The organism is Candidatus Levibacter sp. Uisw_134_01, from assembly GCF_047717795.1.
Lineage (GTDB): Bacteria > Pseudomonadota > Alphaproteobacteria > Puniceispirillales > Marisalimonadaceae > Marisalimonas.
Genome location: NZ_CP159808.1, coordinates 1,828,874 through 1,853,063, shown reverse-complemented (window position 1 = coordinate 1,853,063; position 24,190 = coordinate 1,828,874). Strand labels below are relative to the sequence as shown.

The window sequence follows — 24,190 nt, the reverse complement described above, 5'->3', positions numbered from 1 at the left end:
AAATTAGGAGGAATACTATGCTTAGAAAGAAGACGAACGGGGTGGCGATAGGCTCCCAAACTTCATCTTTCATCGGTAAAGCTACAGAAAAGGTAGTCGATAGAAGAGCTTTTTTAAAAGGTTCTGGATTAGCAGTCGGAGGATTAGCTACAGCAGCTGCATTAGTTGGATCTAATGTAAAGCCTGTTCAGGCAGCAGTTTCAAGTGCTGCGGTATCAATGAAGAAAACAGTTTGTACACACTGTTCTGTTGGATGTACAGTAATGGCAGAAGTTCAAAATGGTGTTTGGACGGGTCAAGAGCCAGGTTGGGATAGTCCAATTAACCTCGGAGCTCACTGTGCTAAAGGTGCTTCTGTTAGAGAAACAGCAAGTGGAGAAAGAAGACTTAAATATCCAATGAAGCTTGTTAGCGGAAAATGGACAAGAATGTCTTGGGATGATGCCATTAATGAAATTGGCGACAAGATGGAATCAATCAGAAAGTCTTCAGGCCCTGATTCAGTTTACTGGTTAGGTTCTGCTAAATTTAATAATGAGCAATCTTATTTGTTTAGAAAATTTTATGCTTATTGGGGATCAAATAACGGAGACCACCAAGCAAGAATTTGTCACTCTACTACAGTTGCTGGTGTTGCAAACACTTGGGGCTATGGGGCAATGACAAACTCATATAATGATATTCACAACTCAAAAGCAATTTTTGTAATTGGTGGAAATCCAGCTGAAGCTCATCCGGTTTCATTAATGCATTTAATGAAAGCAAAAGAGCAAAATAATGCTCCACTAATTGTCTGTGATCCAAGATTTACAAGAACAGCAGCTCACGCAGATGAATATGTAAGATTTCGTCCTGGATCTGACGTTGCTCTAATCTGGGGTATCATGTGGCATATCTTTGAAAATAAATGGGAAGATAAAGAATTTATTAGGCAACGTGTTTATGGTATGGACGACGTTAGAGCTGAAGTAAAAAAATGGAACCCAGAAGAAACTGAAAGAGTGACAGGTGTTCCAGGTTCACAGCTTAAAAGAGTTGCTAAAATAATGGCAAACAGTCGGCCTGGTACATTTATCTGGTGTATGGGGGGAACTCAGCACACTAACGGAAATAATAATACAAGAGCGTATTGTGCGTTTCAATTAGCCTTAGGTAATATGGGTACTGCAGGTGGTGGTGCTAATATTTTCCGTGGACACGATAATGTTCAGGGAGCTACTGACTTTTGTATCTTATCACATTCATTACCGGGATATTATGGTCTTTCAGCTGGTGCATGGAAACACTGGTCAAGAGTATGGGGTGAGGACTATAACTGGATTAAAGCAAGATTTGCTTCTATGAAAGGTAAAGACGGTAAGACTAAGAGTCTCATGAACCAAAAAGGTATACCAGTTTCTAGATGGATTGACGGAGTTTTAGAAAACAAAGCCAACATTGAACAGCCTGATAACCTTAAGGCAATGGTATTCTGGGGTCACGCACCAAACTCTCAAACAAGAATGAAAGAAATGAAAGTTGCAATGGAGAAATTGGATTTAATGGTAGTAATTGATCCATATCCAACTGTTTCAGCTGTGCTTTCAGACAAAACTGATGGCGTATATTTACTTCCATCAACAACTCAGTTTGAGACCTATGGATCGGTGACTGCTTCTAACAGATCTCTTCAGTGGAGAGAAAAAGTTATTGAGCCTTCATTTGATTCATTACCTGATCATACAATCATGTATAAGTTTGCTAAAAAATTTGGTTTTGCAGATCGCATGTTTAGGCAAATCAAGGTTACTAACGACGAACCTTTAATTGAAGACGTAACACGAGAGTTTAACTCAGGAATGTGGACCATCGGATATACCGGACAGTCACCAGAGAGATTAAAAGCTCACATGAAGAATCAACATGTTTTCGACAGAACTACATTACAAGCTGTAGGTAGTGAGGTTGATGGTGATTATTACGGTCTTCCTTGGCCTTGTTGGGGAAATCCAGAGATGAAACATCCTGGAACACCTTTACTATATGACACCTCAAAGCCAGTTGCTGAAGGTGGTCTATGTTTTAGAGCTAGATTTGGAGTTGAGCATGAGGGAAATAATCTCTTAGCAGAAGGCTCATATCCTGTTGGTTCTGAAATCAAGGACGGTTATCCTCAGTTTACAATGGCCATGCTTAAGAAACTTGGTTGGGATAAAGATTTAACAGCCAAAGAAAAAGCAGCGATTGATAAAGTAGCTGGTGATAAAACTAACTGGAAAGTTGACTTATCTGGTGGTATTCAAAGGGTTGCAATTAAGCATGGTTGCGCACCATTTGGAAATGCAAAAGCAAGAGTTAAGGTTTGGACATTCCCAGACCCAATTCCGTTGCATAGAGAGCCGTTATATACTTCAAGAAGAGATCTTGTAGCTGATTATCCTACATACTCTGATAGAATGGCTTATAGACTGCCTACTCTTTATAAGTCTATTCAAGATGTCGACCACTCTAAGAAATTTCCAATAATCCTTACTTCAGGAAGATTGGTTGAGTATGAAGGTGGTGGAGATGAAACTAGATCAAATCCATGGCTTGCAGAATTGCAACAAGATATGTTTGTAGAAATAAACACATTTGATGCTAATTCTAAAGGTATAAGAAATGGAGCAATGGTTTGGGTGGCAACGCCAGAAGGCGCAAGGATTAAAGTGATGGCACAAGTCACTGAAAGAGTTGCAAAAGGTGTAGCTTTCTTACCTTTCCATTTTGGAGGCCATATGGAAGGTAAAGATCTAAGGTCTAAATATCCTCAAGGTTCTGATCCTTATGTGTTAGGTGAATCCGCAAATACAGCGATGACTTACGGATATGATGTTGTAACCCAGATGCAAGAGAGTAAGTGCTCTTTGTGTGAAATTGAACTAGCTTAAGGGAGACTTAAAATGGCACGAATGAAGTTCTTATGCGATGCAGAAAGATGTATTGAGTGTAATGCTTGTGTGACAGCATGTAAAAACGAACATGAAGTCCCATGGGGAATTAACAGAAGAAGAGTTGTAACTATTCAGGATGGTAAGCCTGGTGAAAGGTCTATATCAGTTGCATGTATGCATTGTTCAGATGCACCGTGTATGGCTGTGTGTCCTGTAGACTGTTTCTACGAGACAGATCAAGGTGTGGTTCTTCACTCAAAGGATTTATGCATAGGCTGTGGATATTGTTTTTATGCATGTCCTTTTGGAGCTCCTCAATATCCTCAAGCAGGAAATTATGGCTCAAGAGGGAAAATGGATAAATGTACATTCTGCGCTGGTGGTCCAGAAACAGATATGTCAGGTGATGAATTCCAAAAGTATGGTCGTAATAGACTTGCAGAAGGAAAGTTACCAGCATGTGCAGAAATGTGTTCTACAAAAGCTTTATTAGCAGGAGACGGTGATGAAGTTGCCAATATCTTTAGAGAAAGAGTGGTAGCCCGCGGTTTTGGCTCAGGAGCATGGGGTTGGGGCACTGCATACCAATTAAAAGGTTAAATTGAATATTAGAAAGGCGGGAACATTAGTTCCCGCCTTTTTTTGATTCTAAATAACCTAGATAGAATTGAGGAAAATATGCTTAAAATGATTAATAAAATTACATTGTTAATATTATTTGCAATTAGCACCATATTCATAAGTTCTTGCAGACAGGAAGAACAAAATAGAGTTTTAAATTATGAAAAAGGCGTATATCTTGGTAAAAAAGATTCTAAATTATCAGAAAAGCAAATAACAACGCTTAAATTGCATACATCTAGACAAAGAAGTTACTAGAATTTCAATATTTGTTCGGAGGAAAAAATGTTACAAAAATTAATAGCCGGAATCATGATAGTATTCATAATGAATGTTGCTATCATTACTAATTCAAACGTAGTGTTTGCACAGACAAAAGGTGAAGTTCCAGGGGAAACATTAGGATTAAAATCTGACGCTGATTTGTGGAGATTTATAAGGAATGGGAATACCGGATCAACTCAAATGAAAGATGAGTTGGCAGCAGTTATGATCCAATCAGAAGGTGATAATTGGAGAGCTCTTAGAAATGGTCCTGTTTCTGTATTTGGTGGAATTGGTTTAGCTGGAATTATTGGCTTATTAATAGTCTTCTATCTTTATAGAGGTAAAATTAAAGTAGAATCGGGATTGACTGGTCAAACAATACTAAGGTTTGCTACAATTGATAGATTTGCTCATTGGTTAATGGCCGGTTCTTTTGTACTCTTAGCCTTTACCGGATTAAATATGTTGTATGGTAGATATGTGTTGTTACCAATTTTAGGGCCTGAATTTTTTAGTGCCATTACTGTTTTTGGAAAATATATTCATAACTATTTGTCATTTGGGTTTATGATAGGTCTTGCAATAGCCTTTATATTATGGGTAAGGCATAACATACCAACAAAAATTGATTGGGAATGGTTAAAAAAAGGTGGTGGAATTTTCAAAGCTGGAATGCATCCACCTGCAAAGAAGTTTAATGCTGGCCAAAAAATGATCTTTTGGATAACTATGATTGGTGGCTTATCAGTAAGCATGTCGGGTATAGCACTAATGTTTCCTTTTGAAACAAATATGTTTTCAGAAACATTCGCAATGTTAAATGTTTTTGGTTTAGACTTACCAACAAATTTAACAGCTATTCAGGAACAACAATATAATCAGTTGTGGCATGGTATTGTATCACTTGGATTGATGATAATGATAATTGCACATATTTACATAGGTTCTGTGGGTATGGAAGGGGCAATTGATGCGATGAATAGTGGTAAAGTTGATAGAAACTGGGCTAAAGAACATCATAATCTATGGGTAAAGGAAGAAGACGAAAAAAACAAAAAACCTGAACCCGCAGAGTAATTTAAATAATAATAATGACGTTTAAATTAGAAATTTATAAAGGCATCCAAAAATTATTACTTTTTGTGATGCCTTTTTTTTTATTAATAAATAATGCTTTTTCCATAGAACAATATACAGCTCATGGTGGTCCAGTAAAGGGACTAGCCGTTTCAAATAATAATAAATATTTAGCAAGTGCAAGCTTTGATTATTCCGTTGTAATTTGGAACCTAAATCCAATTAAAGAAAATAATACTTTGATTGGGCATGATGCTTCAGTAAATACAGTTAAATTTTCACCATCAAATAATTTATTAGCCTCCGGTGGAGATGATTATAAGGTAATACTTTGGAAAATTAGTGAACCACTAGTAAAAAACGATGAAATTAATCCAAACATATTAGGTAAACATAAAGGTAAAGTAGTAGATATAGACTTTTCAAAAGATGGTAAATATTTACTAACGGCTAGTTGGGACGGAAGCATTGGGTATTGGGATATAGAAAAAAGAAAAAATATCAGATTTATTAAAGGTCACAAAGGACCTGTTTATTCAGTAAAATTTTCTGATGATAATAAATATATATATAGCTCAGGTTATGATGGTGAAATAAGATTATGGAACAGATCAAATGGAGAATTTGTTAGACCACTCATAAAAAATGGTTGGGGTGTATCTGTATTTGAGGTAAGTGAACAAAACAATTTTATTGCATATGGATCAATTGATGGGAAAATTATCATAAGCGAATATAACAAAGATAAAAAAATACTAGAAATAGGAGAGGATAGAACTCCAATCCTATCAATGTACTATTTAAAAAATGAAAATTTAATAAGTTTTGGAAATGCAAAAGGAAGGATGATAATCCTCGATACCCAAAAATGGGCTTTGGTGAGAGATTTTAACGCAGTAAACGGACCAATATGGGATAATATTTTATTTCCAAATGACTCTTCATTAATTGTAGCAGGGTTAGACGACTTTTTAACTCGATGGGAAATTTTTGACTTTCCACCTGAAATACTAGAAAGACCTGGTCCAGCAAGAAGGTTTAACCCAATTAGGAAAGTTGAGAATGGAGAAAAACAATTTGCAAGGAAGTGCAGTGTTTGCCATACTTTAACATTAAATGGGAAAAAAAGGGCAGGGCCAACTTTATATAAAGTATTTGGTAGGGAAGCTGGAACATTAAAAGGGTATAAATATTCTGAGGCATTAATAAAATCAGACTTGATTTGGAATGAAAGCACAATTAATCAATTATTTGATGAGGGTCCAGATAAAGTAACACCAGGAACTAAAATGCCTATTCAAAGAATGAAAAAATATGAAGATAGACGTGATTTAATTAAATATTTAAAAAAAGTGACAAACTAAAAAGGAGAAATCAATGAAAATGGTATTAACAAGTGGAGTTTTTAGTATAGTAGTTGGTGTTGTAGCTTATTATATATTGATAAATATAGGTATGGATTCTGCAAATGTTATGTCTAGTATTAACGTGAGATTATAGTAACTAAAATAAACTTAACGAATAAAAAGAATGATTAAAATAAAATATATTATTTATGTTTTTATAGTAAATATTTTATTTTTACCATTTAGTGCACATGGTGATGATGCATCACGCGCATGGAAATTATCATATAAGTCAACTGTAATTGTTTTGCCTACTTGGCCAGGATATAATAGGCCTGGATTTGGAGCTCCGTTAGGAACAGCTCCAGCAGGAACAGGTTTTTATGTATCAGCAGATCAAAAGACTGAAAACACAAGCTTTATTATGACTGCCGCGCATGTAATTAAAAATGCAAAAGTGGTAGATATTAAAGATTATAACAATATTACTCAACAAGCAGAAGTAGTATTGGTTGACTTAAAAAGAGATATAGCTGTTTTAAAATCCAACGTTAAGGGACTGGCAATAAAAACTTCACAAGGAAATTTAAATATCGGAAATCCAGTTTGTGTCATAGGAAATAGTTTTGGTTTAGGGCTGAGTTTGTCATGCGGTATTATATCGGCACAAAACAGAAAAAATTTAGGCTTTAATCAAATTGAAAACTTTATTCAAACAGATGCCGCTGTAAACCCGGGTGCTTCTGGAGCACCTTTAGTAAATAAAAATGGGGAGTTAATTGGTATGGTTGACGCTATTTATACAAAAGAGGCAGATATCGATGCAGGTGTAAATTTTGCAATAGATAAAGAATTGATCAATCAATTTATCACTGAAAATTATGATCTTCTAATAAAGAATTAAAATGTTTGTAAAACCTACAAAGTTAGAAGATGCTAAAAAAAAACTGATTGAAACAATTAGTTTGAAAAACGAAACAGTTAAAATACCAATTGTAAACTCATTAGATAGAGTGAATTGTTCAACGATCAAAAGTGAAATAAATTTACCATCTACGACAAATTCTGCAGTTGATGGCTACGGAATCTTGCATAAAACAATTGTATCTAATCCACAATTAAAATTGAAAGTGGTGGGCATCGCAAAAGCAGGGCATCCTTATAACAAAATAATACATCCTAATGAAGCTATAGAAATTTATACAGGTGCAGTTACTCCAAAAGGGATTGATACAGTAATCATGCATGAGCACTGTGAAAGAATTGGTAATCAAGTCATAATAAGAGAGCATGTTACTAAAAACCAAAATATTCGCCCTATTGGAGAGAATCTAAAAAAAGATGAAATAGTGGTAAATAAAGGTAAAATTATTAATTCTGCTGATATAGGTCAACTTGCTGCATCTGGAAATACTGAAATAGAGGTTTATGATAAAATAAAAGTGTCAGTTATTTCTACAGGTGATGAGCTAGTAAATTCTATATCTAAAGAAAGATTAAATGGTCAAATTTACGATGCTAATAGGCCAATGTTACTTTCTTTATTAAATTCTAATTATTTAGAAACTATTGATATGGGAATAGTTAAAGATAAAAGGAAAGATTTAGCCAATAAGTATGATGAGTGCTTATCTAAAAGTGACGTGGTCATTTCATCAGGTGGAGCCTCAGACGGAATAGAGGATCACACTCAAAATGCTCTTAAAGATATAGGTGCAAAATGTATAGTATGGCAATTAGCAATAAAACCAGGCAAGCCTATGGCTATTGGTTTATTAGGTAAAAAAATAATCTTTTGTCTTCCTGGTAATCCTGTAGCCGCCTTTGTATGTACTAAACTATTAATAAAACCTTTAATCATTAAGCTTGCTGGAGGAGTAAATTTAAATCCTTTAAGGATTAAATTACCATCTGGTTTTGTCCATAATAAAAAAACAGGTAGGGCAGAATATCTTCGAGCTAAAATTATTAATGAAGATGCTAAATCTTTTATTATGCTTCACGGAAGAAAAGGGGCTGGAGTTATTTCTTCATTAACAGGTGCAGATGGTATAGTAGAAATACCTATGGAATATGAAAGTGTTGTGAAGGGAGATTTATTAAATTTTTTTCAATTTGATCATAGAGGCTTATAATGAATTAGTCTGGGATAAGGTTATTATCCCATTTTACTATAACGTTAAACGAAATAGATATTCTTGGAAAATCAGACATGTTAGGATGGACCAAATGATGAATAAAAGCTGGCCATAATAATAAATCTCCAGATTTTGGAAGAACTCGATGTTCTGCGTCTACTTGTTTATCACCTTTAATAGAATTCATGTTTGCCTGTGGCCTTGGATCAAAAAAACTTATTGATCCAGGATTAAGGTCAGATCTAAAAACTTCTGCATCTGACTGATCAGGTACATTTATATAATAAGTGCCCGATAACCAAGAGTGTGGGTGGTTATGAAGATTATGATAATCACCTTTCATATTTACATTGCCCCAACCTTGAATGGACCACTTTAATTCATATGAAATTCCGGATTGTTGTGCATAGTCATATATAGCTCTATCAAGGCATTGTTTTAACCAATACATTGCTGGATGATCCATATTTAAAATATTTTGATTAACATAATTTTCTGTCATATTTTCTTGTTCTGCATTGTTAGATAAAACTATATCAGCAATAACAGCGTTGGCAGTTTCATGTCCCGGAAGAGACATTTCCATAAATTGTGTAGGCCAAAGATCTAAAAATTTGGGTTTTGTAATAATGGGATTGTTTTTAGCCATTTTGAACTCCAACAAAAAATAATTTAAGATATTTTATATTTTTGAATAATATAATCAGTAATTGAATTTATGTTATTTAAATCGAAAGTAGGTATTGATGCCTCTATCTGAATATCAGATGCTATAGCAAAAATGTTTTTATCTTCTGTAAATAAAAGAGGTTTTTTAATAATGGGTCTATATACTTCAAGCTTTGGTATATCTTCATTTTTATAACCTTCAACAATAATTATATCACATTTTTTTATTGGGTTTTTTGAGAATATTTCTAACATTTCAAATAAACTTTTTTCTTCACTTTCGTCATTCTCTTGTATTAGAGCAAATCTTTCCTTTGAGGAGATAATCATTGGTCGAGCGCCAGCTTTTCTTAAATTATAGGAATCTTTGCCTTTTTTATCTATATCAAACTTGTGATGGGCATGTTTTAAAGTTCCTACGTTGATACCAATTTTAGTAAAGTTTTCTATTAATTTAGTAGAAAGTGTTGTCTTTCCTGAACCTGACCATCCGGCGAGACCGAAAAAAGGAGGTAACTTTCCAAGTATTTGCTGAGCATGTATTAGATCTCGAGGTGAATTTAAATTAGTAAAAGGATCAAAGTTTGATTTGTCGATATTATCAAAATCTACATAAGAAATTTTAAGTTGAGACGTAAAAACATCTATTTTTCTAATACCTTCATCTAATGCATTCTTTAACTTAATATTAATTTCAGACTTCCACAACGCAATTACCGGATGATTGAAACCTTTCGATTTTGCAACTATTAGATCAACATCTGGTTGTTTTTTTTTGGCATCCAACATGGATTGGACAATATTCTTTGGAAGAAACGGAGTATCACAGGGTAAAGTCATAACCCAATCTTTATTATGTTGTTTTGCCCAGTTTAGAGATGCTAATATTCCTGCTAGCGGTCCGAGATGACCTTTTATGGGATCTTCTATAATAGGATAGCCAAATTTAGTGAATTGTTCTAAGTTTGTATTTATATTCAATGCTATTGGAGCAACTTTACCAGATATTTTTTCCAAAATATAAGATAACAATGGTCTATCTAAGAGTGGGATTAGGGCTTTTTCTTTTCCACCCATTCTTCTTCCCTTGCCCCCAGCTAAAATAACACATGGTACTATTTCATTTGATATTTCCAATTTATTAAAACCTTTATTTAATTAGTGCTCTTTGAGCAGACACAACGTCTTCGCTTTTAACAGATTGAACATCAGTATCAAAAACAACTCTTTCAATGCCGTTTGCAATAATCATTCTCTTTCCTTTAGCTCTACCTATTAATGTAAGGCCAGATTCTTTAGCAAGTCGAACTCCTGATTCAGTAAAACCAGATCTAGAAATTAATATTGGGATCCCCATTTGAACAGTTTTAATAACCATCTCAGATGTCAGCCTTCCAGTCGTATAAAATATTTTGTCATTAGCATTTTCTTTATTTAAAAACATCCATCCAGCTATTTTATCTACTGCATTATGTCTTCCTACATCTTCAACATATACTATAGGAGAATCATTTTTACATAAAACACAGCCGTGGAGTGCACCAGCTTTCAGATATAAGCTCGGCCTAGTGTTAACTTTTTTTGAGATTGTATAAATCCAAGAAGTTTTAATTTTAGCATCTTTATTTAGATTAACAGAAGAAAAATCATCCATTATATCCCCATAAACAGTACCTACAGCACAGCCGCTTGTTCTTATTTTCTTTTCCATTTTTTTTTCATAATTAGTTGTTCTTTTTGTCCTTATTATTACTACCTGTAAATCTTCATCGTAATCAATTTCAGAAATTATGTCGTCTCTTTGCAACATATTTTGATTAAGTAGATATCCCACAGCTAAAATGTCAGGCATGTCACCTAGTGTCATGGCAGTAACAATTTCTTGTTTATTTAAGTAAATAGTTAAAGGAATTTCTTTTACTACAGGGATTTCTATATTTTCACCGGCTTCATTAGTACAATTAATTGTTTCTGTTAAATCGTCATTTTCTAAATTTGGTGAAATATAAAACTCTTTATTTTTTTCCATTATTTAGCCTTTTATTTATTAATTTGTTTAGAAGCAGTCCAGTTAATAAAATTTTCAGATTCTTTTGATAAATGATTACATAAATCTAAATATCTTTTTAAGAGTTCTTCTCCAAAAGGTGTTATTTTTGTACCTTTATTTCCTAGCTTTTTTTCTAGAATAGGAATTGGGAATGCTTCTTGAATAGTTTTTAAAAGAAGGGTCGCTCTTTTAGTACTCATTCCCATACTTAAAGCAGCAGCTCTTATTGAACCTTTTTGAGAAATTAGATGAAATAACTCCATTTTCCCTGCCCCAATCATATGCCCTTGAACATATATTTTAATTCTTACTCCATTCTCATTTTCCTTAAAAAGCTTAGGAGGCAACGAAGAAATCTTTATATCTGTTGATCTATTTTTCATTAACAAATTATAGGATATAATGTTAAAATAGACTAAATATTTTTTATGGTAAGCACTAATGTCAGATTATTTTACAACTGATGAATTAGCAGAATTTTTAAGGATTAAACCTCGAAAAGTTTATGACTTAATTTCAAAGGGTGACATTCCACACTCAAGAGTAATGGGTAAACTGTTATTTTCTAAAAAAGAAATTTCAAAGTGGATTTCCGGTGAAGATATTAATATCCCAAATTTAAAAGATATACCTGATGTATTGTTAGGAAGCCATGATCCTCTTCTAGAACTTGCTGTCAAGCATTCCAAATCAGGGATTGCAATGTCTTTTGATGGAAGTACTCAAGGTATTGATAGATTTAAATTAAATCAGGGCATAGCTTCAGGTTTGCATCTTTATGATCATGATTTGCAGAGTTGGAATGTTTCTATAATTAAAAATCATTTAAATACTAAACAAGTTGTACTTATGGAGTGGGCAAAACGACAAAGAGGTTTAATTTTTAAATCTTCAAAAAATAATATTAAGAAATCAGTTAAAGATTTTAGGGGAAAAACATTAGTTAGACGGCAGCCTGGTTCAGGAGCTGATAATTATCTTCAGCACTTATTAAAAAATGAAGAACTGAGTTTTGATGATTTTATCAATTCAGATCTAGCTTATTCAGAAAATGATGCCGTATCCTTAATATTATCCAATCAAGCAGATGTAAGTTTTGGATTAAAATCTGAAGCAAAAAAATTTGACCTTGATTTTATTCCAATTGTTACAGAAAGGTTTGATTTAATTGTTTATAGAAAATATTGGTTTGAAAGCTCATTTCAAACTCTTCTAAATTTTTGTAAAACTAAAGAATTTTTCAAGTTAGTATCAACCTTTGAAGGGTATGATATTGATAATTTAGGTAAGATTCATTTTAATAGCGAATAGGAAAAAACATGTTCAAAGAAATAGGTAAGGGTTTATTAGGTGTTGCGATAGTTCTAACTCTTTTTTTTTCTTTCTAGGGGCTAAAGTGTTCATTTTGACTTCTATTTTCTAAGATACTAAAATACCAAATGAACCTTCATACTATTTTCTTTTTCATCCATTGCTATATTAAATCCTTTCTTCGCATTATTAAAAGGTATTTTGTGTGTAATCAATGGACTAACGTCAATTAGCTTTTTTTGCATCATTTTTACCGCCGATTGGAATTCAGAGTGAAACCTAAACGACCCTTTGATATTCAATTCTTTTGTTGTAACGGCAACCAAAGGCATTAATATGTCCCCACCTAGTCCTAACTGTATTAGAGTTCCTTTGGGCTTGAGAGATTTAATAGCGTCATTTATTCCAGATGCAGAGCCAGAACATTCTATTGCAACATCAAACACCCCTTTCCCAATTTGAAATTGCTCTAGTTCATCATAATTTTTCATAGTATTAATTATCTTGTCTGCTCCAACAGCATTTGAAAAACTTAGAGCGTTATCAGAAATATCAGTCACAACAATTTCTTCTGCTCCCGCTCTTCTCAATGATAAAACTGATAATGTTCCAATTGGTCCTGAGCCAGTAATCAATATTTTTTTACCAAAAAGGTTCCCAGCCTGATTTATTGCATGAAGGCAAACTGCAAGAGGTTCTGCCATTGCAGCCTCTCCAGCTGATAATCCATCAGCTGGAATGCACTGATAATCTTCGGCTATAAGTGTTTCTCTAAAAGCTCCTTGGATATGGGGAAAGGGCATTGCAGAACCATAAAACTTCATATTAAAACAATGATTTTGTGAACCTTCTAGACAAAATTCACAATTGTTGCAAGGCCTTGAAGGAGACACAGAAACTAATTGACCAACTGTTAAATCAGTTACATTGGAACCTAATTTAGAAATATAACCAGAAACCTCATGGCCTAGAACCATTGGTTCTTTTAACTTTATTTGACCAAAGCCACCATGCTTATAATAATGAAGATCAGTTCCACATATTCCACCCATTGCCACAGATATTTCAACTTGATTAGGGGTTAGTTCTTCTAAACCAAAATCTTCAATCCTTAAGTCCATTGCTCCGTGAATTTTTAAAGCTTTCACAAATGTCTCCTATAAAAAACAATGGTTTAAAATAAATATTTGAAAGAAAATTAGCAATATTTTTATTAATTATATATATTTCAAAATTAAAATGCTGGAGAAAGACATGGCTATTGGAATCAATTTATTTAACCTCAAAGGGAAAAGAGCTCTTGTTACAGGCTCTTCGCAAGGGATAGGATATGCATTAGCTAAAGGCTTAGATCAAGCAGGCGCTGAAATAATTTTAAATGGTAGAGACAAAATTAAATTAGATAAATCTGCTAAAACTATTGAAGCAAAACAGAAATTATTTCAATTATCTTTTGACGTTACCGATTATAATGAAACAAAACAGGTTATTAATAACTTTGAAAGTGAATTTGGAGCAATTGATATCTTAATAAACAACGCTGGAATGCAACACAGGACCCCACTCGAAGACTTTCCTCCTGAAATGTTTGAACAATTATTAAAAACAAACATCTCTTCAGTGTTCAATGTTAGTCAAGTAATTGCCAAACATATGATCAAAAGAGGGTCAGGGAAAATCATTAATATAGCAAGTGTCCAAACTTTGTTAGCCAGACCAGGAATTGCTCCATATACAGCAACTAAAGGAGCTGTTGGCAATTTAACCAAAGGAATGGCCACCGATTGGGCAAAACATGGTCTACAATGTAATGCTATAGCTCCAGGTTACTTTGATACGCCACTTAATGCAGCTCTTGTGGCAGACAAGGATTTTACATCATGGTTAGAAAAAAGGACGCCAGCTGGAAGATGGGGAAAAGTAGATGAGCTTGTGGGTGCGAGTATTTTTTTAAGCTCTAATGCATCTAATTTTGTAAATGGTCATACTCTTTATGTTGACGGGGGTATAACAGCATCATTGTAATTCAAATATCTCAGTAAGATTCAGTATGATTTTAATTAAATATGCTATTTTTAATTGCCTCATTATATTTGTCTTTACTAAATGAAGTTCTTGGCTGATCAATTTTAACAATTTCCTGGTTTTTAATTTTATTCTGATCTGGTTTTTTAAGTATTAAAATACGATCTGACATTGTTGTGGCTTCACTAATATCGTGTGTAACCATAATAATTGTAATTTTTAATGAAGACCATAAATGTTTTACATGTTCATGAAGATTGGCCTTAGTGAAGCTATCAAGAGCGCTAAAAGGTTCATCAAGTAAAAGTACTTTAGGCTCTTGAACAAGAGCTCTTGCTATAGCAACCCTTTGTGCCATGCCGCCTGAAAGTTCTCTTGGCCATAGACTGCCCATATTCTCTAAACCAACTCTTTTAAGTGTATCATTTATTTTAAATCTCTGCGTTTTCACATTATCATTTAGTATAGACAGTTTAATGTTATCAAAAACATTAAGCCATTGCATTAAGCGCGGTTCTTGAAAGACCATACTTATGCTAGAGCTTGGCTTGGTTATAATTTTATTATTAAGTTTAATTTGACCTGATGAGGTTTTTTCTAATCCAGCAATAATGCGTAGTAATGTCGATTTTCCACACCCGCTTTGACCTACCAATGACACTATTTCTTGCTTATTAATAACTAAATTTGTATTTTGCAGTGCCTTCAAAGTTTTTTGATTATTGTTGAATATTTTAGAAACATTTTTAATATTAAGCATTAGTTTCTTCTTCTTGCATAGTATCTAAAGAAACTTTCCACTTAAGAAACGGTTTTGCTGAAACATATATTAGCTCATCAGTCAGCTTCCCGATCATTGCAAATAATATTAATGCTCCAATAATTAATGCTGGTCGTCCAGTCATTTGACCATCTATCATTAGATAACCAAGCCCTTCACTTGCTCCCATTAATTCAGCCGCTATAACAAACATCCAGCCTAAAGCAAGTCCACTTCGTAATCCTGTCACCCATTCAGGAATAATTCCAGGTAATAAAATCCATCGAATAGTTTGAAATGAGTTTAGATTATAAACGTGAGCTACTTCGACCATTTTTTTGTCAATTTGTCTTATCCCCATCATTAAATTTAAATAAATGGGAAAAAAGACACCGACTGATATTAGTGCAATCTTACTATCTTCAAAAATACCAAACCATAAAATAAATAATGGCACCCAGGCCAGTGAAGGTACTGCTTTTAAGGCTTGTATAGTTGGGTCAAGGAAACGCCTTATTAAAGGAGAAACACCAGTTAAAACTCCTAAAAGAGTTGCCGCAATTCCCCCAAAAATAAATCCATAAAAAACTCTACTTAAGGTAATTAATATATGAGAAAATAAAGTACCATCTCGACTAAGAATTAATATTTCATTAATCACTTCTTGAGGAGATGGCAGAAGGTTACTTCTAATAGTTTCGGTTAAAGCTAAAAAATGCCAAATCAATATGATAATTATTGGAAGTATAATCCCAATAATAGGTTGTGATAATTTATAAAGAGTTAGACTAGATAAAATTTTTGAAAAGTTATCTAATTTTTTATTTTTGGTAAACATGTACATTTCTATTAATTGAAATCAATTTTTTGATATATAACGTGTGTCGACTAAATCATTTACAATATTGTCAATAGATATTGATGGCTTAATTATTCCAATCTTTTGTAAAACTCTGCCAGCAGCTAAAAATGTATTAACCTGTTTAATTCCAATATGGGGGTTAGTAATATCAGTTCTTTCATTAAGTTGTTTTTGTGCAACTGCGTCTGACAACTTTACTGCTTTAATTAACGACTGTTTTAACTCATCAGTACTCTTTAGAGCATGCTTACGATTACTTTCGTATATTTTTAAAACTTTTTTGACAATTAACGGGTATTTAGATGCAAATTCTTCTCTAACATTTAAAATGCCATATGTATTTAGATCTGCATTTCTATAAAAAAGAGGTGTTTGTGTTTCAATTTCTCCTTTTGCCATATGAGGGTCAAGACCTGCCCAAGCGTCAACTTGTCCGCTGATTAATGCTCTATATCCATCAGGGTGTTGTAAAAGAACTGGTTTTATATCTTTTTCAGTCAAACCAACACTATCAAGTGCTTGCAATAAAAATATATGAGGGTCAGTTCCTCTAGTTACTGCAACTCTTTTTCCAATAAGATCTTTAATGTTACTGATGCCGCTACCTTTATTTGTAACTAGTGCTGTCCATTCTGGTTTTGAATATACGTAAATGGCTTTTATAGGAATGCCATTGGCTCGACCAATTACAGATGCAGCTCCAGCAGTTGAGGCAAAATCCACACTGCCTCCATTTAGATATTCAAGAGCTTTATTAGATCCTAAAGACAATACCCATCTTATTTTAATATTATCTTTTTTAAATTCCTTCTCTAGAGAGCCTCTGTCTTTCATAAGCAAACTTACAGGATTATAATAAGCGTAATCTATAGTTATAAGTTTAGGTTTGTCTGCATGGGATACTGAAGAAAATGTGAATATTATTATTGAAATAAAAACTTTTGAGAATATTGAAGTTAGTACATTATTATTTTTTTCTATTGTCATTAAATTTCTCCTTTAAATGACTAAATAGATAAAAATTCTAAAATAACAACAAATAACATTGATCTTTACTAATTTTTTTTATATTAAGGTAATTATAAGAATAATTTTCTGAATTGGAGTGTTTATGATTGATAATACGGATCAAAAAATTTTAGCTGTTATTCAAAGGAATGCTAGTTTGCCTTTGTCTGAAATTTCAAAAAGGGTAGGAGTTTCGCCAACTCCATGTTGGAATAGAATAAAAAAAATGGAAGAAATGGGTGTTATTTCGGCTAGAACTATTGTTCTAAATAGAAAGGCTATAAATTTATCCATAGTTGTTTTTTTATCAATTAGGGTCAGTCATCATTCAAAAGATTGGATTTCTGATTTCCAAAATATTATTGAAAAACATGAAGAAATTATTGAGACCCATAGGCTAACTGGATCAGATTCTGATTATTTATTAAAAATTGTCGCACCTAGTATTGAAGAATATGACAATTTTCAACAAAAGCTAATAGGTGAGTTAGAGTTTACAAAAATGTCTTCAAGTATTTCTCTACAAGAAATGAAGAACTCTCATATTTTACCATTAAAACAGTGTGTAAGTACTTAGTTTCGATTTGGGAAGAATAATTGTTGGTTTTTAATTTTAAAATTACTTATAGAACTCTTTCCTGTTTCTGACAAAAGCCAACTCATAAATATTTTAGCGTTTTTTACCTTAACATTAGGGCATTTCAAGGGGTTTACCATTGTAATTCCGTATTGATTGAATAAAATTTGGTTTTTCTCTGCTACAATTTTTAAATTGTTTTTATTTTTAAAATTTATCCACGAAGCTCTGTCAGTAAGTGTATAGGCTTCCATACCGTTAGTTAAATTCAAGGTTGTTCCCATACCCGAGCCAGTTTCTTTATACCAATCACCTGAAAATTTAGTAGGGTCTAATTTTGATGTTTTCCAAATTTGCATTTCTTTTAAATGCGTTCCTGAATCATCTCCTCTGGATATAAAAATAGAAGATGTATTATATATTTTTGTGAACACTTTAATTGGGTCGTCGGTTATTTTCACCTTTGCAGGGTTGCTTTTGGGGCCAACTATAACAAAATCATTATACATTAAATCTTGACGATTAACGCCAAAGCCATTTTTTACAAATTCTAATTCTCTATTTTTTGCATGAACAATAATAACATCACCATCACAATTAGCCGCATTTTTTAAAGCGGCTCCGGTTCCAACTGAAACTAAATGGACAACTATATTTGTGTCTGTTTTAATTAATGGAAGAATATACTCATAAAAACCAGAATTATAAGTTGATGTAGTCGATTGAACTATGATTGAATTATTGGCAAAAGCCATTTTAGGAAAAATTAAAAAATATAAACTTAAAATAAATAGTTTGAACATAAACTTTCCAGATTCATTAAATAATTGTAATTTATGTAAATTAAACATAATATTGCATATTAAAACATAATTAATCAAGATTTATATGAATATTTTATTAGAAGCTTTCAAACAATCATTTGAGTTAGTGTTTACTTTAAATACCGATTTATTTGAAATATTATTACTCTCACTCAAGGTTAGTTTTTTTTCATTATTCTTTTCTTGCTTATTGGGCCTGCCCTTAGGAACGTTCTTAGCTATTAAAAATTTTTGGGGAAGAGATATTGTTTTGATTTTTTTTAATACTATGATGGGACTTCCACCTGTAGTTGTTGGATTAATTGTGTATTTATTAATTTCAAGATCAGGGCCTTTTGGTTGGTTAGGTATTTTATATACGCCTACAGCAATGATAATAGCGCAGATGATACTTATTATACCGATTATAGTTTCATTAACTGCTCAGACTATAGAAGATATTCATCAAGAATATAAATCGCTTTTTTATTCTCTTGTTGTGCCTTATCACAAGGCTATTATTGCTTATCTCTTTGATGCTAGATATCTAATATTAACAGTTATGTTAGCAGGATTTGGTAGAGCTATATCCGAGGTTGGTGCGGTTATTATAGTAGGTGGAAATATTGATCATTTAACAAGGGTGATGACTACAACAATAGCTTTAGAAACTTCTAAGGGTAACTTGTCACTTGCCTTAGCCTTAGGAATTATACTTCTTTCTATTGCCTTAATTACAAATTTTATTTTAATAAGTTTAAAAATTAGAGCTAAGCGGAGAATGTATGTCTAAAAAAACCTTTGTAGGCGCACATGATTTGACTCCAATACAATTTAAAGATTTATCAGTTATTTTGGGTCAAAAAATAATTTTAGATAAAATAAACTGCAAAATTAAAAGTAATTCAATAACTGCAGTGTTAGGACCAAATGGTGCTGGTAAAAGTATTTTTTTGCAAACTATAAATGGATTATTTTCTATTCAAAGTGGAAGATTAAATTTTAATTTAATGGAAATTAGCCAAGAAATTAGAAAGCAACAAGCTATGGTTTTCCAAAATCCAGTTTTGTTAAGAAGAACTGTTATAGCTAATTTGCAATTTATTTCAAATTTACGTAATAAAGAAAGTAATCGATTGCTTAAAAAAATCTTAAGTAAAGTTGGATTAGAGGGTTATGAGAAAAAACCTGCTAGATTGCTTTCTGGTGGAGAAAAACAGAGGTTGTCCATGGCTAGAGCTTTGATAATCAATCCAAATTTACTTTTACTTGATGAACCAACAGCTAATTTAGACCCTTACTCCCTAAAATTAATTGAAGATTTAGTTTTAGAAGAAAATTCAATTGGAAAAACTATTATATTTACTACACATGATATGTCTCAAGCTAAACGACTTGCTACAGACGTCATTTTCCTAAATAAGGGTAAGGTATTAGAACAAACAATTTCAAAAACATTTTTCAAAAGCCCTAAAACTTTAGAAGCGCAGAAGTATATCAATGGAGAAATACTAATTTAAGATATTTTTATTCCAGTGTTTTTTCAGCTAAACTAGCCCAATATTCAGCGCCTATAGGAAGAAGTTCATCATTGAAATCATAATGTGCACTGTGAAGTTTTTCTGACTTTTCGCCTGCTCCTAGCCAAATATATGCTCCTGGTTTTTCATGCAACATATATGAAAAGTCTTCAGAGGTCATTGTTGGTTTTTCTTCTTTGTTAATTGAATTAATCCCAAAAGAGTTTTCAAAAACTATTGATGCAAATTTAGCACTTTTCTTATCATTGATTGTTGAAGGGTACCCTGGTCTTACTTCAATGTTTACTGAGCAATTATTAATAGCGCATGCCCCTTGGGCTGCGTGTTTGATTTTCTCAAGCATGTCATTTCTAGTGTCTGTATTAGTTGATCTTAATGTTCCACCAATAGTCACCTTATCGGGTATAACATTAAATGCAGATCCACCTTCAATTTTTGTCAATGAAAGAACTGATTGATCAAATGGGTTTAATTGTCTTGAAATACAACTTTGAAGGGCGGTAATAGTTAATCCTGCGGAAACTATGGGGTCATTGGAAAATTGAGGTTGAGCTGCATGTCCTCCTTTTCCTTCGATTGTAATAACAATTATGTCACCACCAGCCATGGCAAAACCTTCATGAATAACCGCTTGCCCAACTGGAACACCAGGCCAATTATGAATACCCCAGACACTGTCAATATTAAATTTTGAGAAGAGCCCATCCTTGATCATTGATTTAGCTCCAGCGTTCCCACCCTCTTCTGCAGGCTGGAATATACAATAGACAGTTCCTAAAAAGTTTTTAGTTTTTGAAAGATATTTTGCTGCTCCCAAAAGCATTGTAGTATGTCCATCATGACCACAGGCATGCATTTTACCATCATTTTTTGACGAATAAGATAGATTAGTTTTTTCTGTCATAGGTAGGGCATCAATGTCCGCTCTAATACCTAAGGATTTTTTGCTTGCACCATTATCTTTTCCATGAATAACACCTACTATTCCAGTTCCACCTAGACCACGATGAACTTCTATATTAAATTCAGTTAATTTAGCAGCTATAAAATCAGAAGTATTATGTTCTTCGTATGCTATCTCTGGGTTCTCGTGAATGTAATGTCGCCATTCATTCATCTCTGGAATAAAGTCTTTAATGTGTTTTCTAATAGTCATTTTGTGTATAAGATTGTGCTTAATCAATTAAATTAAAGTTTATGAATTTTTAAACATTTTAACCTTTACTTGAAAAAAAGGTCAATTAATAACTTTTTCTAGATTATAAAAATCAAATTTATATCTAACTATTATAAGGCATAATTAAATTATGGGTTTTAAAAAAAAATTAAAGGATTTACCTAAGCTACAATTTTATAAAGATTTAGATTTAGACTTGATTATTTCCTACAGGTATAGAAAAGAAATCAACAAAGATACAATCTTATTTTTACATGGATTTAATGGTAATAGTAAAAGTTGGGCTTACCAATTTAATTTTTTTAAGAATAAGAGTTCAGTTATCTCTATTGATGCTCCTGGATTTGGAAAATCTGATCCTTCCTCCATAGATATGGATGTTATTGCGGATGTTGTAGTTAGGTTACTAAAATCATTAAATATTTCTAAATTTCATGTTATAGGCCATTCAATGGGAGGAATGTTGGCACAAATCTTAGGATCAAAATATTCTAATTATATAAGTAAATTAGTACTTTCTTGTACGTTCAAAGGTTATAACTTGCCAAAAAATACTCCACTAATAGAGCCTTATCAAAGAAGAATTAAAGATAGAAAAAACATGTCAGATGATGAGTATGGGAGGCAACGTATTAGAGAAATGTTACCTAAACGTTCAGAAGATGAAATATTTGAATTTCTATCTGTTATAAGTGGAGAAATTTCACAAGAATCTATTAAATCAGGTGGTATGGCCATGCAATATCTTGATACAACAAAGTATTTGCCCTCTATCAAAAATCAATGTTTAATTATTTTAGCTTCTGAAGATGTGGTGGTATCTAAGCAAAAATCAGAACTACTGATAAAAGATATACCACATGCTAGTATAATAGAATTATCAAATGTTGGTCATGCGCCTTATTGTGAAGATGCTATTTCTTATAACAATGTATTAGTAAAGTTTTTATTATAATGACTGCTTTTTCTAATAAGGCTTTCTTATCTTATTTTGTTAGTAATTCTTTAGCTTTATTAGGAATATGGATTCAAAAAATTGGAGTTGGTTGGCTTACTTGGCATATAACAGAATCAACATTCTGGACTAGTTTTGTTACGTTAGCTTTAATGGCTCCCGCAGGAATTCTAGGTCCATTTTTTGCAGTTTTAGCTGAGAAGTGGAATATGAGAAAAGCTAGTTTGGTATTAAAAATATTAATGTTTTTAATAGGAGTTTTAATTTGGTACCTTCAATTAATTAACGCTCACACATTATTTACTTTAGCTTTCTTATCTATTCTTCAAGGTCTTTTAAGCGCTTGTTATCATCCTGTAAGATTAGTCTTTGTCTCTATTGTTGTACCTCGTGCATTATTAGCAAGTGCAATTGGTCTAAATTCTGCATCTTTTAATGCTTCAAGAGTGATAGGGCCTGCATTCGCAGGATTTTTTATTGCTTTTTACGATTTACAGGTAACATTTTTAGTAGCTATGTTGTCTTATATACCATTAATACCTGTTTTAATTTATATGCCCTTAAGATCTCGAAAAATAGATCTGACCGTTGCTACAAAATATATAGATAGTCTTATTGAGGGCGGAAGGGTTGCCTTAGATACTCCAATCATTTTCAAAGGATTGTTTATAGTTTTAATCAATGCTTTTTTTGTAAGAGGAATGCTTGAGATACAACCAACTATTGCAGGTGAGATATTAAATGCAAATAGCTCAGGTCTGTCTTTAATTACAGCTTCTGCTGGATTAGGTGCATTACTAGCTTCTGTATGGATTGGCCTTAGCAAAAAAACTGTTGGTAATCATATTAACTTATTAGTGCCAATGCTTTTATCAGGTTTAATAATTAGTTCTATAATAGGTCTAACCAATAATTTATACTTTATGTCTCTATTATTTATTTTTATTGGGTTTAGTACAACAACGGTTGGAATTGGGACTCAAACTATTATTCAGTTAGAGGTTGACGATATTCATAGGGCTAGAGTTTTGACATGGTGGTCAAGTATTTCTTTTGGATCTTTGACAGTTGGCGGAATGATTTTGGGAGGGGTTGGTGAGTTTATACCAATGAAATTTGGTTTAATTGTTTTGCCAGTTTTAGGGTTAGTCATATTTAAGTCATTCGTATATTTTCGTTTTAAAAATAGTTTTATTTAATTGATTTAATTTTAGCTTCTCTTTTGAAAATATAAATTCCTGAAATAGTAATTATTATACCACCAAATATTGTAGCGAACATTGGATGAGCGTTCCAAATTATATAATCAAATATTATAGCCCAAATAATACCTGTATAATTAAATGGGCTAACTATAGATGCAGGCGCTTTTTGAAGAGCATAGGTCATTAATAATTGTGTTAAAAAAGCAGCTACACCAATGCCTATAATTAATAATATTACTTCGAATGAGGGTTCTTTCCATAAAAAAGGTTGAAATATTGATGTTATCAATACACTAACAAGCATAAAGTAGAATACTGTTTTTACTGGATGCTCAGTTGAACCTAATAGTCTTAAAAAAATTATTGTAGAAGACCACATCAACGTACCACCAAGAGCATACAAAGATGCAACAGCAATATTAACTGATGGGTTGATCGCTATTATTACGCCAAGAAAACCAATTGTGATTGCTGTCCATCGTCTCCAACCAATAGTTTCCCCAAGAAAAATTATGGCGAGGATACATGAAAAAATTGGAACAGCTTGAGATATGACTGTAACGTCGGCTACTGGCAATCTTTGATATGCTAAAAAAAACATTACATTACCAATAAGACCAGCTAGACCTCTAAAAAAATGTAAAAATGGTTTTTTAGTTTTAAGAAAATCAAGACCTCCTAACTTATAGATTAAAGGCATTAATAAAATTAATACAACTATAGCTCTTGCAAAAGTTATTTGAACAGCATTAAACTCTATCCCTATTAACTTTGCTTGAACGCTCATAATAGTTACACAAAAAACAGCAAGTAGCATTGCTGTTATGGCTTTAAAGTTATTTGACTGTTTTTTAAAAAAAAATATCAAATAGATTCTCCAATTTAA

Annotated in this window: 26 protein-coding genes; 15 read left to right on the top strand and 11 right to left on the bottom strand. The window is 32.6% G+C overall.

From position 1 onward, the window contains the following. Positions 1 to 17: 17 nt before the first annotated feature. The 8 genes from ABXT66_RS09470 to ABXT66_RS09435 all read left to right on the top strand — a co-directional run bounded on the left by ABXT66_RS09470 (position 18) and on the right by ABXT66_RS09435 (position 8,358). Positions 18 to 2,909 carry a formate dehydrogenase subunit alpha gene (locus tag ABXT66_RS09470; protein ID WP_443643261.1) on the top strand — a complete coding sequence of 964 codons (2,892 nt, stop codon included), beginning with the start codon at positions 18 to 20 and terminating at the stop codon, positions 2,907 to 2,909. A gap of 12 nt (positions 2,910 to 2,921) precedes the next feature. Next, positions 2,922 to 3,512: a formate dehydrogenase FDH3 subunit beta gene (gene fdh3B, locus ABXT66_RS09465; RefSeq protein ID WP_443643260.1), complete on the top strand. Its 591-nt coding sequence runs from the start codon at positions 2,922 to 2,924 to the stop codon at positions 3,510 to 3,512. 78 nt (positions 3,513 to 3,590) lie between these two features. After that, positions 3,591 to 3,791: a hypothetical protein gene (locus ABXT66_RS09460; RefSeq protein WP_443643259.1), complete on the top strand. Its 201-nt coding sequence runs from the start codon at positions 3,591 to 3,593 to the stop codon at positions 3,789 to 3,791. A gap of 27 nt (positions 3,792 to 3,818) precedes the next feature. Beyond that, positions 3,819 to 4,877, top strand: coding sequence for a formate dehydrogenase subunit gamma (locus tag ABXT66_RS09455; protein ID WP_443643258.1), 1,059 nt, complete (start codon positions 3,819 to 3,821; stop codon positions 4,875 to 4,877). A gap of 14 nt (positions 4,878 to 4,891) precedes the next feature. Then, positions 4,892 to 6,241: a c-type cytochrome gene (locus tag ABXT66_RS09450; RefSeq protein ID WP_443643257.1), complete on the top strand. Its 1,350-nt coding sequence runs from the start codon at positions 4,892 to 4,894 to the stop codon at positions 6,239 to 6,241. A gap of 13 nt (positions 6,242 to 6,254) precedes the next feature. Next, complete coding sequence (locus ABXT66_RS09445) at positions 6,255 to 6,377, top strand: hypothetical protein (RefSeq protein WP_443643256.1); 123 nt, start codon at positions 6,255 to 6,257, stop codon at positions 6,375 to 6,377. Between the two features lie 30 nt (positions 6,378 to 6,407). Next, positions 6,408 to 7,127, top strand: a complete 720-nt coding sequence (locus ABXT66_RS09440) for a S1C family serine protease (protein ID WP_443643255.1) — start codon at positions 6,408 to 6,410, stop codon at positions 7,125 to 7,127. A gap of 1 nt (position 7,128) precedes the next feature. Then, positions 7,129 to 8,358, top strand: a complete 1,230-nt coding sequence (locus ABXT66_RS09435) for a molybdopterin molybdotransferase MoeA (protein ID WP_443643254.1) — start codon at positions 7,129 to 7,131, stop codon at positions 8,356 to 8,358. Between the two features lie 4 nt (positions 8,359 to 8,362). Here the strand turns inward: ABXT66_RS09435 and ABXT66_RS09430 are convergent, their stop codons facing one another. Genes ABXT66_RS09430 through ABXT66_RS09415 form a run of 4 tightly spaced genes read right to left on the bottom strand, consistent with a single transcriptional unit; the run spans position 8,363 to position 11,463 of the window. After that, positions 8,363 to 9,010 carry a 2OG-Fe(II) oxygenase family protein gene (locus tag ABXT66_RS09430; RefSeq protein ID WP_443643253.1) on the bottom strand — a complete coding sequence of 216 codons (648 nt, stop codon included), beginning with the start codon at positions 9,008 to 9,010 and terminating at the stop codon, positions 8,363 to 8,365. Positions 9,011 to 9,033: 23 nt separating this feature from the next. Continuing rightward, positions 9,034 to 10,167 (bottom strand): molybdenum cofactor guanylyltransferase MobA, encoded by a 1,134-nt coding sequence (gene mobA, locus ABXT66_RS09425; RefSeq protein WP_443643251.1) that lies wholly within the window; start codon positions 10,165 to 10,167, stop codon positions 9,034 to 9,036. 13 nt (positions 10,168 to 10,180) lie between these two features. Continuing rightward, positions 10,181 to 11,059 (bottom strand): formate dehydrogenase accessory sulfurtransferase FdhD, encoded by an 879-nt coding sequence (gene fdhD / locus ABXT66_RS09420; protein ID WP_443643250.1) that lies wholly within the window; start codon positions 11,057 to 11,059, stop codon positions 10,181 to 10,183. 11 nt (positions 11,060 to 11,070) lie between these two features. After that, positions 11,071 to 11,463, bottom strand: a complete 393-nt coding sequence (locus tag ABXT66_RS09415; protein WP_443643249.1) for a winged helix-turn-helix domain-containing protein — start codon at positions 11,461 to 11,463, stop codon at positions 11,071 to 11,073. 58 nt (positions 11,464 to 11,521) lie between these two features. On the opposite strand from ABXT66_RS09415, the gene ABXT66_RS09410 reads away from it, so the two are divergent. Then, entirely contained in the window at positions 11,522 to 12,391 is an 870-nt protein-coding gene (locus ABXT66_RS09410) for a substrate-binding domain-containing protein (protein ID WP_443643248.1), read from the top strand. A gap of 116 nt (positions 12,392 to 12,507) precedes the next feature. Here the strand turns inward: ABXT66_RS09410 and ABXT66_RS09405 are convergent, their stop codons facing one another. Continuing rightward, entirely contained in the window at positions 12,508 to 13,539 is a 1,032-nt protein-coding gene (locus ABXT66_RS09405; protein WP_443643247.1) for an L-idonate 5-dehydrogenase, read from the bottom strand. A gap of 112 nt (positions 13,540 to 13,651) precedes the next feature. Here ABXT66_RS09405 and ABXT66_RS09400 point away from each other — a divergent pair, with 112 nt between their 5' ends. Then, entirely contained in the window at positions 13,652 to 14,416 is a 765-nt protein-coding gene (locus tag ABXT66_RS09400; RefSeq protein ID WP_443644736.1) for an SDR family oxidoreductase, read from the top strand. Between the two features lie 31 nt (positions 14,417 to 14,447). On the opposite strand, the gene ABXT66_RS09395 is transcribed toward ABXT66_RS09400, so the two are convergent. The 3 genes from ABXT66_RS09395 to ABXT66_RS09385 are packed head-to-tail and all read right to left on the bottom strand — an operon-like array spanning position 14,448 to position 17,025. After that, on the bottom strand, positions 14,448 to 15,176 hold the full coding sequence (locus tag ABXT66_RS09395) for an ABC transporter ATP-binding protein (protein ID WP_443643246.1): 729 nt from the start codon (positions 15,174 to 15,176) through the stop codon (positions 14,448 to 14,450). Continuing rightward, positions 15,169 to 16,014, bottom strand: coding sequence for an ABC transporter permease (locus tag ABXT66_RS09390; protein ID WP_443643245.1), 846 nt, complete (start codon positions 16,012 to 16,014; stop codon positions 15,169 to 15,171). The genes ABXT66_RS09395 and ABXT66_RS09390 overlap by 8 nt, the downstream gene beginning before the upstream one ends. A gap of 21 nt (positions 16,015 to 16,035) precedes the next feature. After that, complete coding sequence (locus ABXT66_RS09385; RefSeq protein ID WP_443643244.1) at positions 16,036 to 17,025, bottom strand: aliphatic sulfonate ABC transporter substrate-binding protein; 990 nt, start codon at positions 17,023 to 17,025, stop codon at positions 16,036 to 16,038. A gap of 124 nt (positions 17,026 to 17,149) precedes the next feature. Here ABXT66_RS09385 and ABXT66_RS09380 point away from each other — a divergent pair, with 124 nt between their 5' ends. After that, positions 17,150 to 17,623, top strand: coding sequence for an Lrp/AsnC family transcriptional regulator (locus ABXT66_RS09380; protein ID WP_443643243.1), 474 nt, complete (start codon positions 17,150 to 17,152; stop codon positions 17,621 to 17,623). Here ABXT66_RS09380 and ABXT66_RS09375 read toward each other — a convergent pair. Next, positions 17,620 to 18,426: a substrate-binding domain-containing protein gene (locus ABXT66_RS09375; RefSeq protein WP_443643242.1), complete on the bottom strand. Its 807-nt coding sequence runs from the start codon at positions 18,424 to 18,426 to the stop codon at positions 17,620 to 17,622. The two genes, ABXT66_RS09380 and ABXT66_RS09375, sit on opposite strands and share 4 nt — an antisense overlap. An 85-nt stretch (positions 18,427 to 18,511) precedes the next feature. On the opposite strand from ABXT66_RS09375, the gene ABXT66_RS09370 reads away from it, so the two are divergent. Then, the gene (locus ABXT66_RS09370) at positions 18,512 to 19,219 is read left to right on the top strand and encodes an ABC transporter permease (RefSeq protein ID WP_443643241.1); all 708 of its coding nucleotides are present in this window, start codon (positions 18,512 to 18,514) and stop codon (positions 19,217 to 19,219) included. Next, positions 19,212 to 19,946: an ATP-binding cassette domain-containing protein gene (locus ABXT66_RS09365; protein ID WP_443643240.1), complete on the top strand. Its 735-nt coding sequence runs from the start codon at positions 19,212 to 19,214 to the stop codon at positions 19,944 to 19,946. Before ABXT66_RS09370 ends, ABXT66_RS09365 begins: the two co-directional genes overlap by 8 nt. Before the next feature lie 7 nt (positions 19,947 to 19,953). Here ABXT66_RS09365 and ABXT66_RS09360 read toward each other — a convergent pair whose 3' ends face one another. After that, a complete protein-coding gene (locus ABXT66_RS09360) occupies positions 19,954 to 21,123 on the bottom strand; it encodes a M20 aminoacylase family protein (RefSeq protein WP_443643239.1) in 1,170 nt (389 codons plus the stop codon). Between the two features lie 151 nt (positions 21,124 to 21,274). Here ABXT66_RS09360 and ABXT66_RS09355 point away from each other — a divergent pair, with 151 nt between their 5' ends. Further along, on the top strand, positions 21,275 to 22,099 hold the full coding sequence (locus tag ABXT66_RS09355; protein ID WP_443643238.1) for an alpha/beta fold hydrolase: 825 nt from the start codon (positions 21,275 to 21,277) through the stop codon (positions 22,097 to 22,099). Next, complete coding sequence (locus ABXT66_RS09350) at positions 22,099 to 23,298, top strand: MFS transporter (protein WP_443643237.1); 1,200 nt, start codon at positions 22,099 to 22,101, stop codon at positions 23,296 to 23,298. Before ABXT66_RS09355 ends, ABXT66_RS09350 begins: the two co-directional genes overlap by 1 nt. On the opposite strand, the gene ABXT66_RS09345 is transcribed toward ABXT66_RS09350, so the two are convergent. Continuing rightward, on the bottom strand, positions 23,291 to 24,172 hold the full coding sequence (locus ABXT66_RS09345) for a DMT family transporter (protein ID WP_443643236.1): 882 nt from the start codon (positions 24,170 to 24,172) through the stop codon (positions 23,291 to 23,293). The two genes, ABXT66_RS09350 and ABXT66_RS09345, sit on opposite strands and share 8 nt — an antisense overlap. Positions 24,173 to 24,190: the final 18 nt, after the last annotated feature.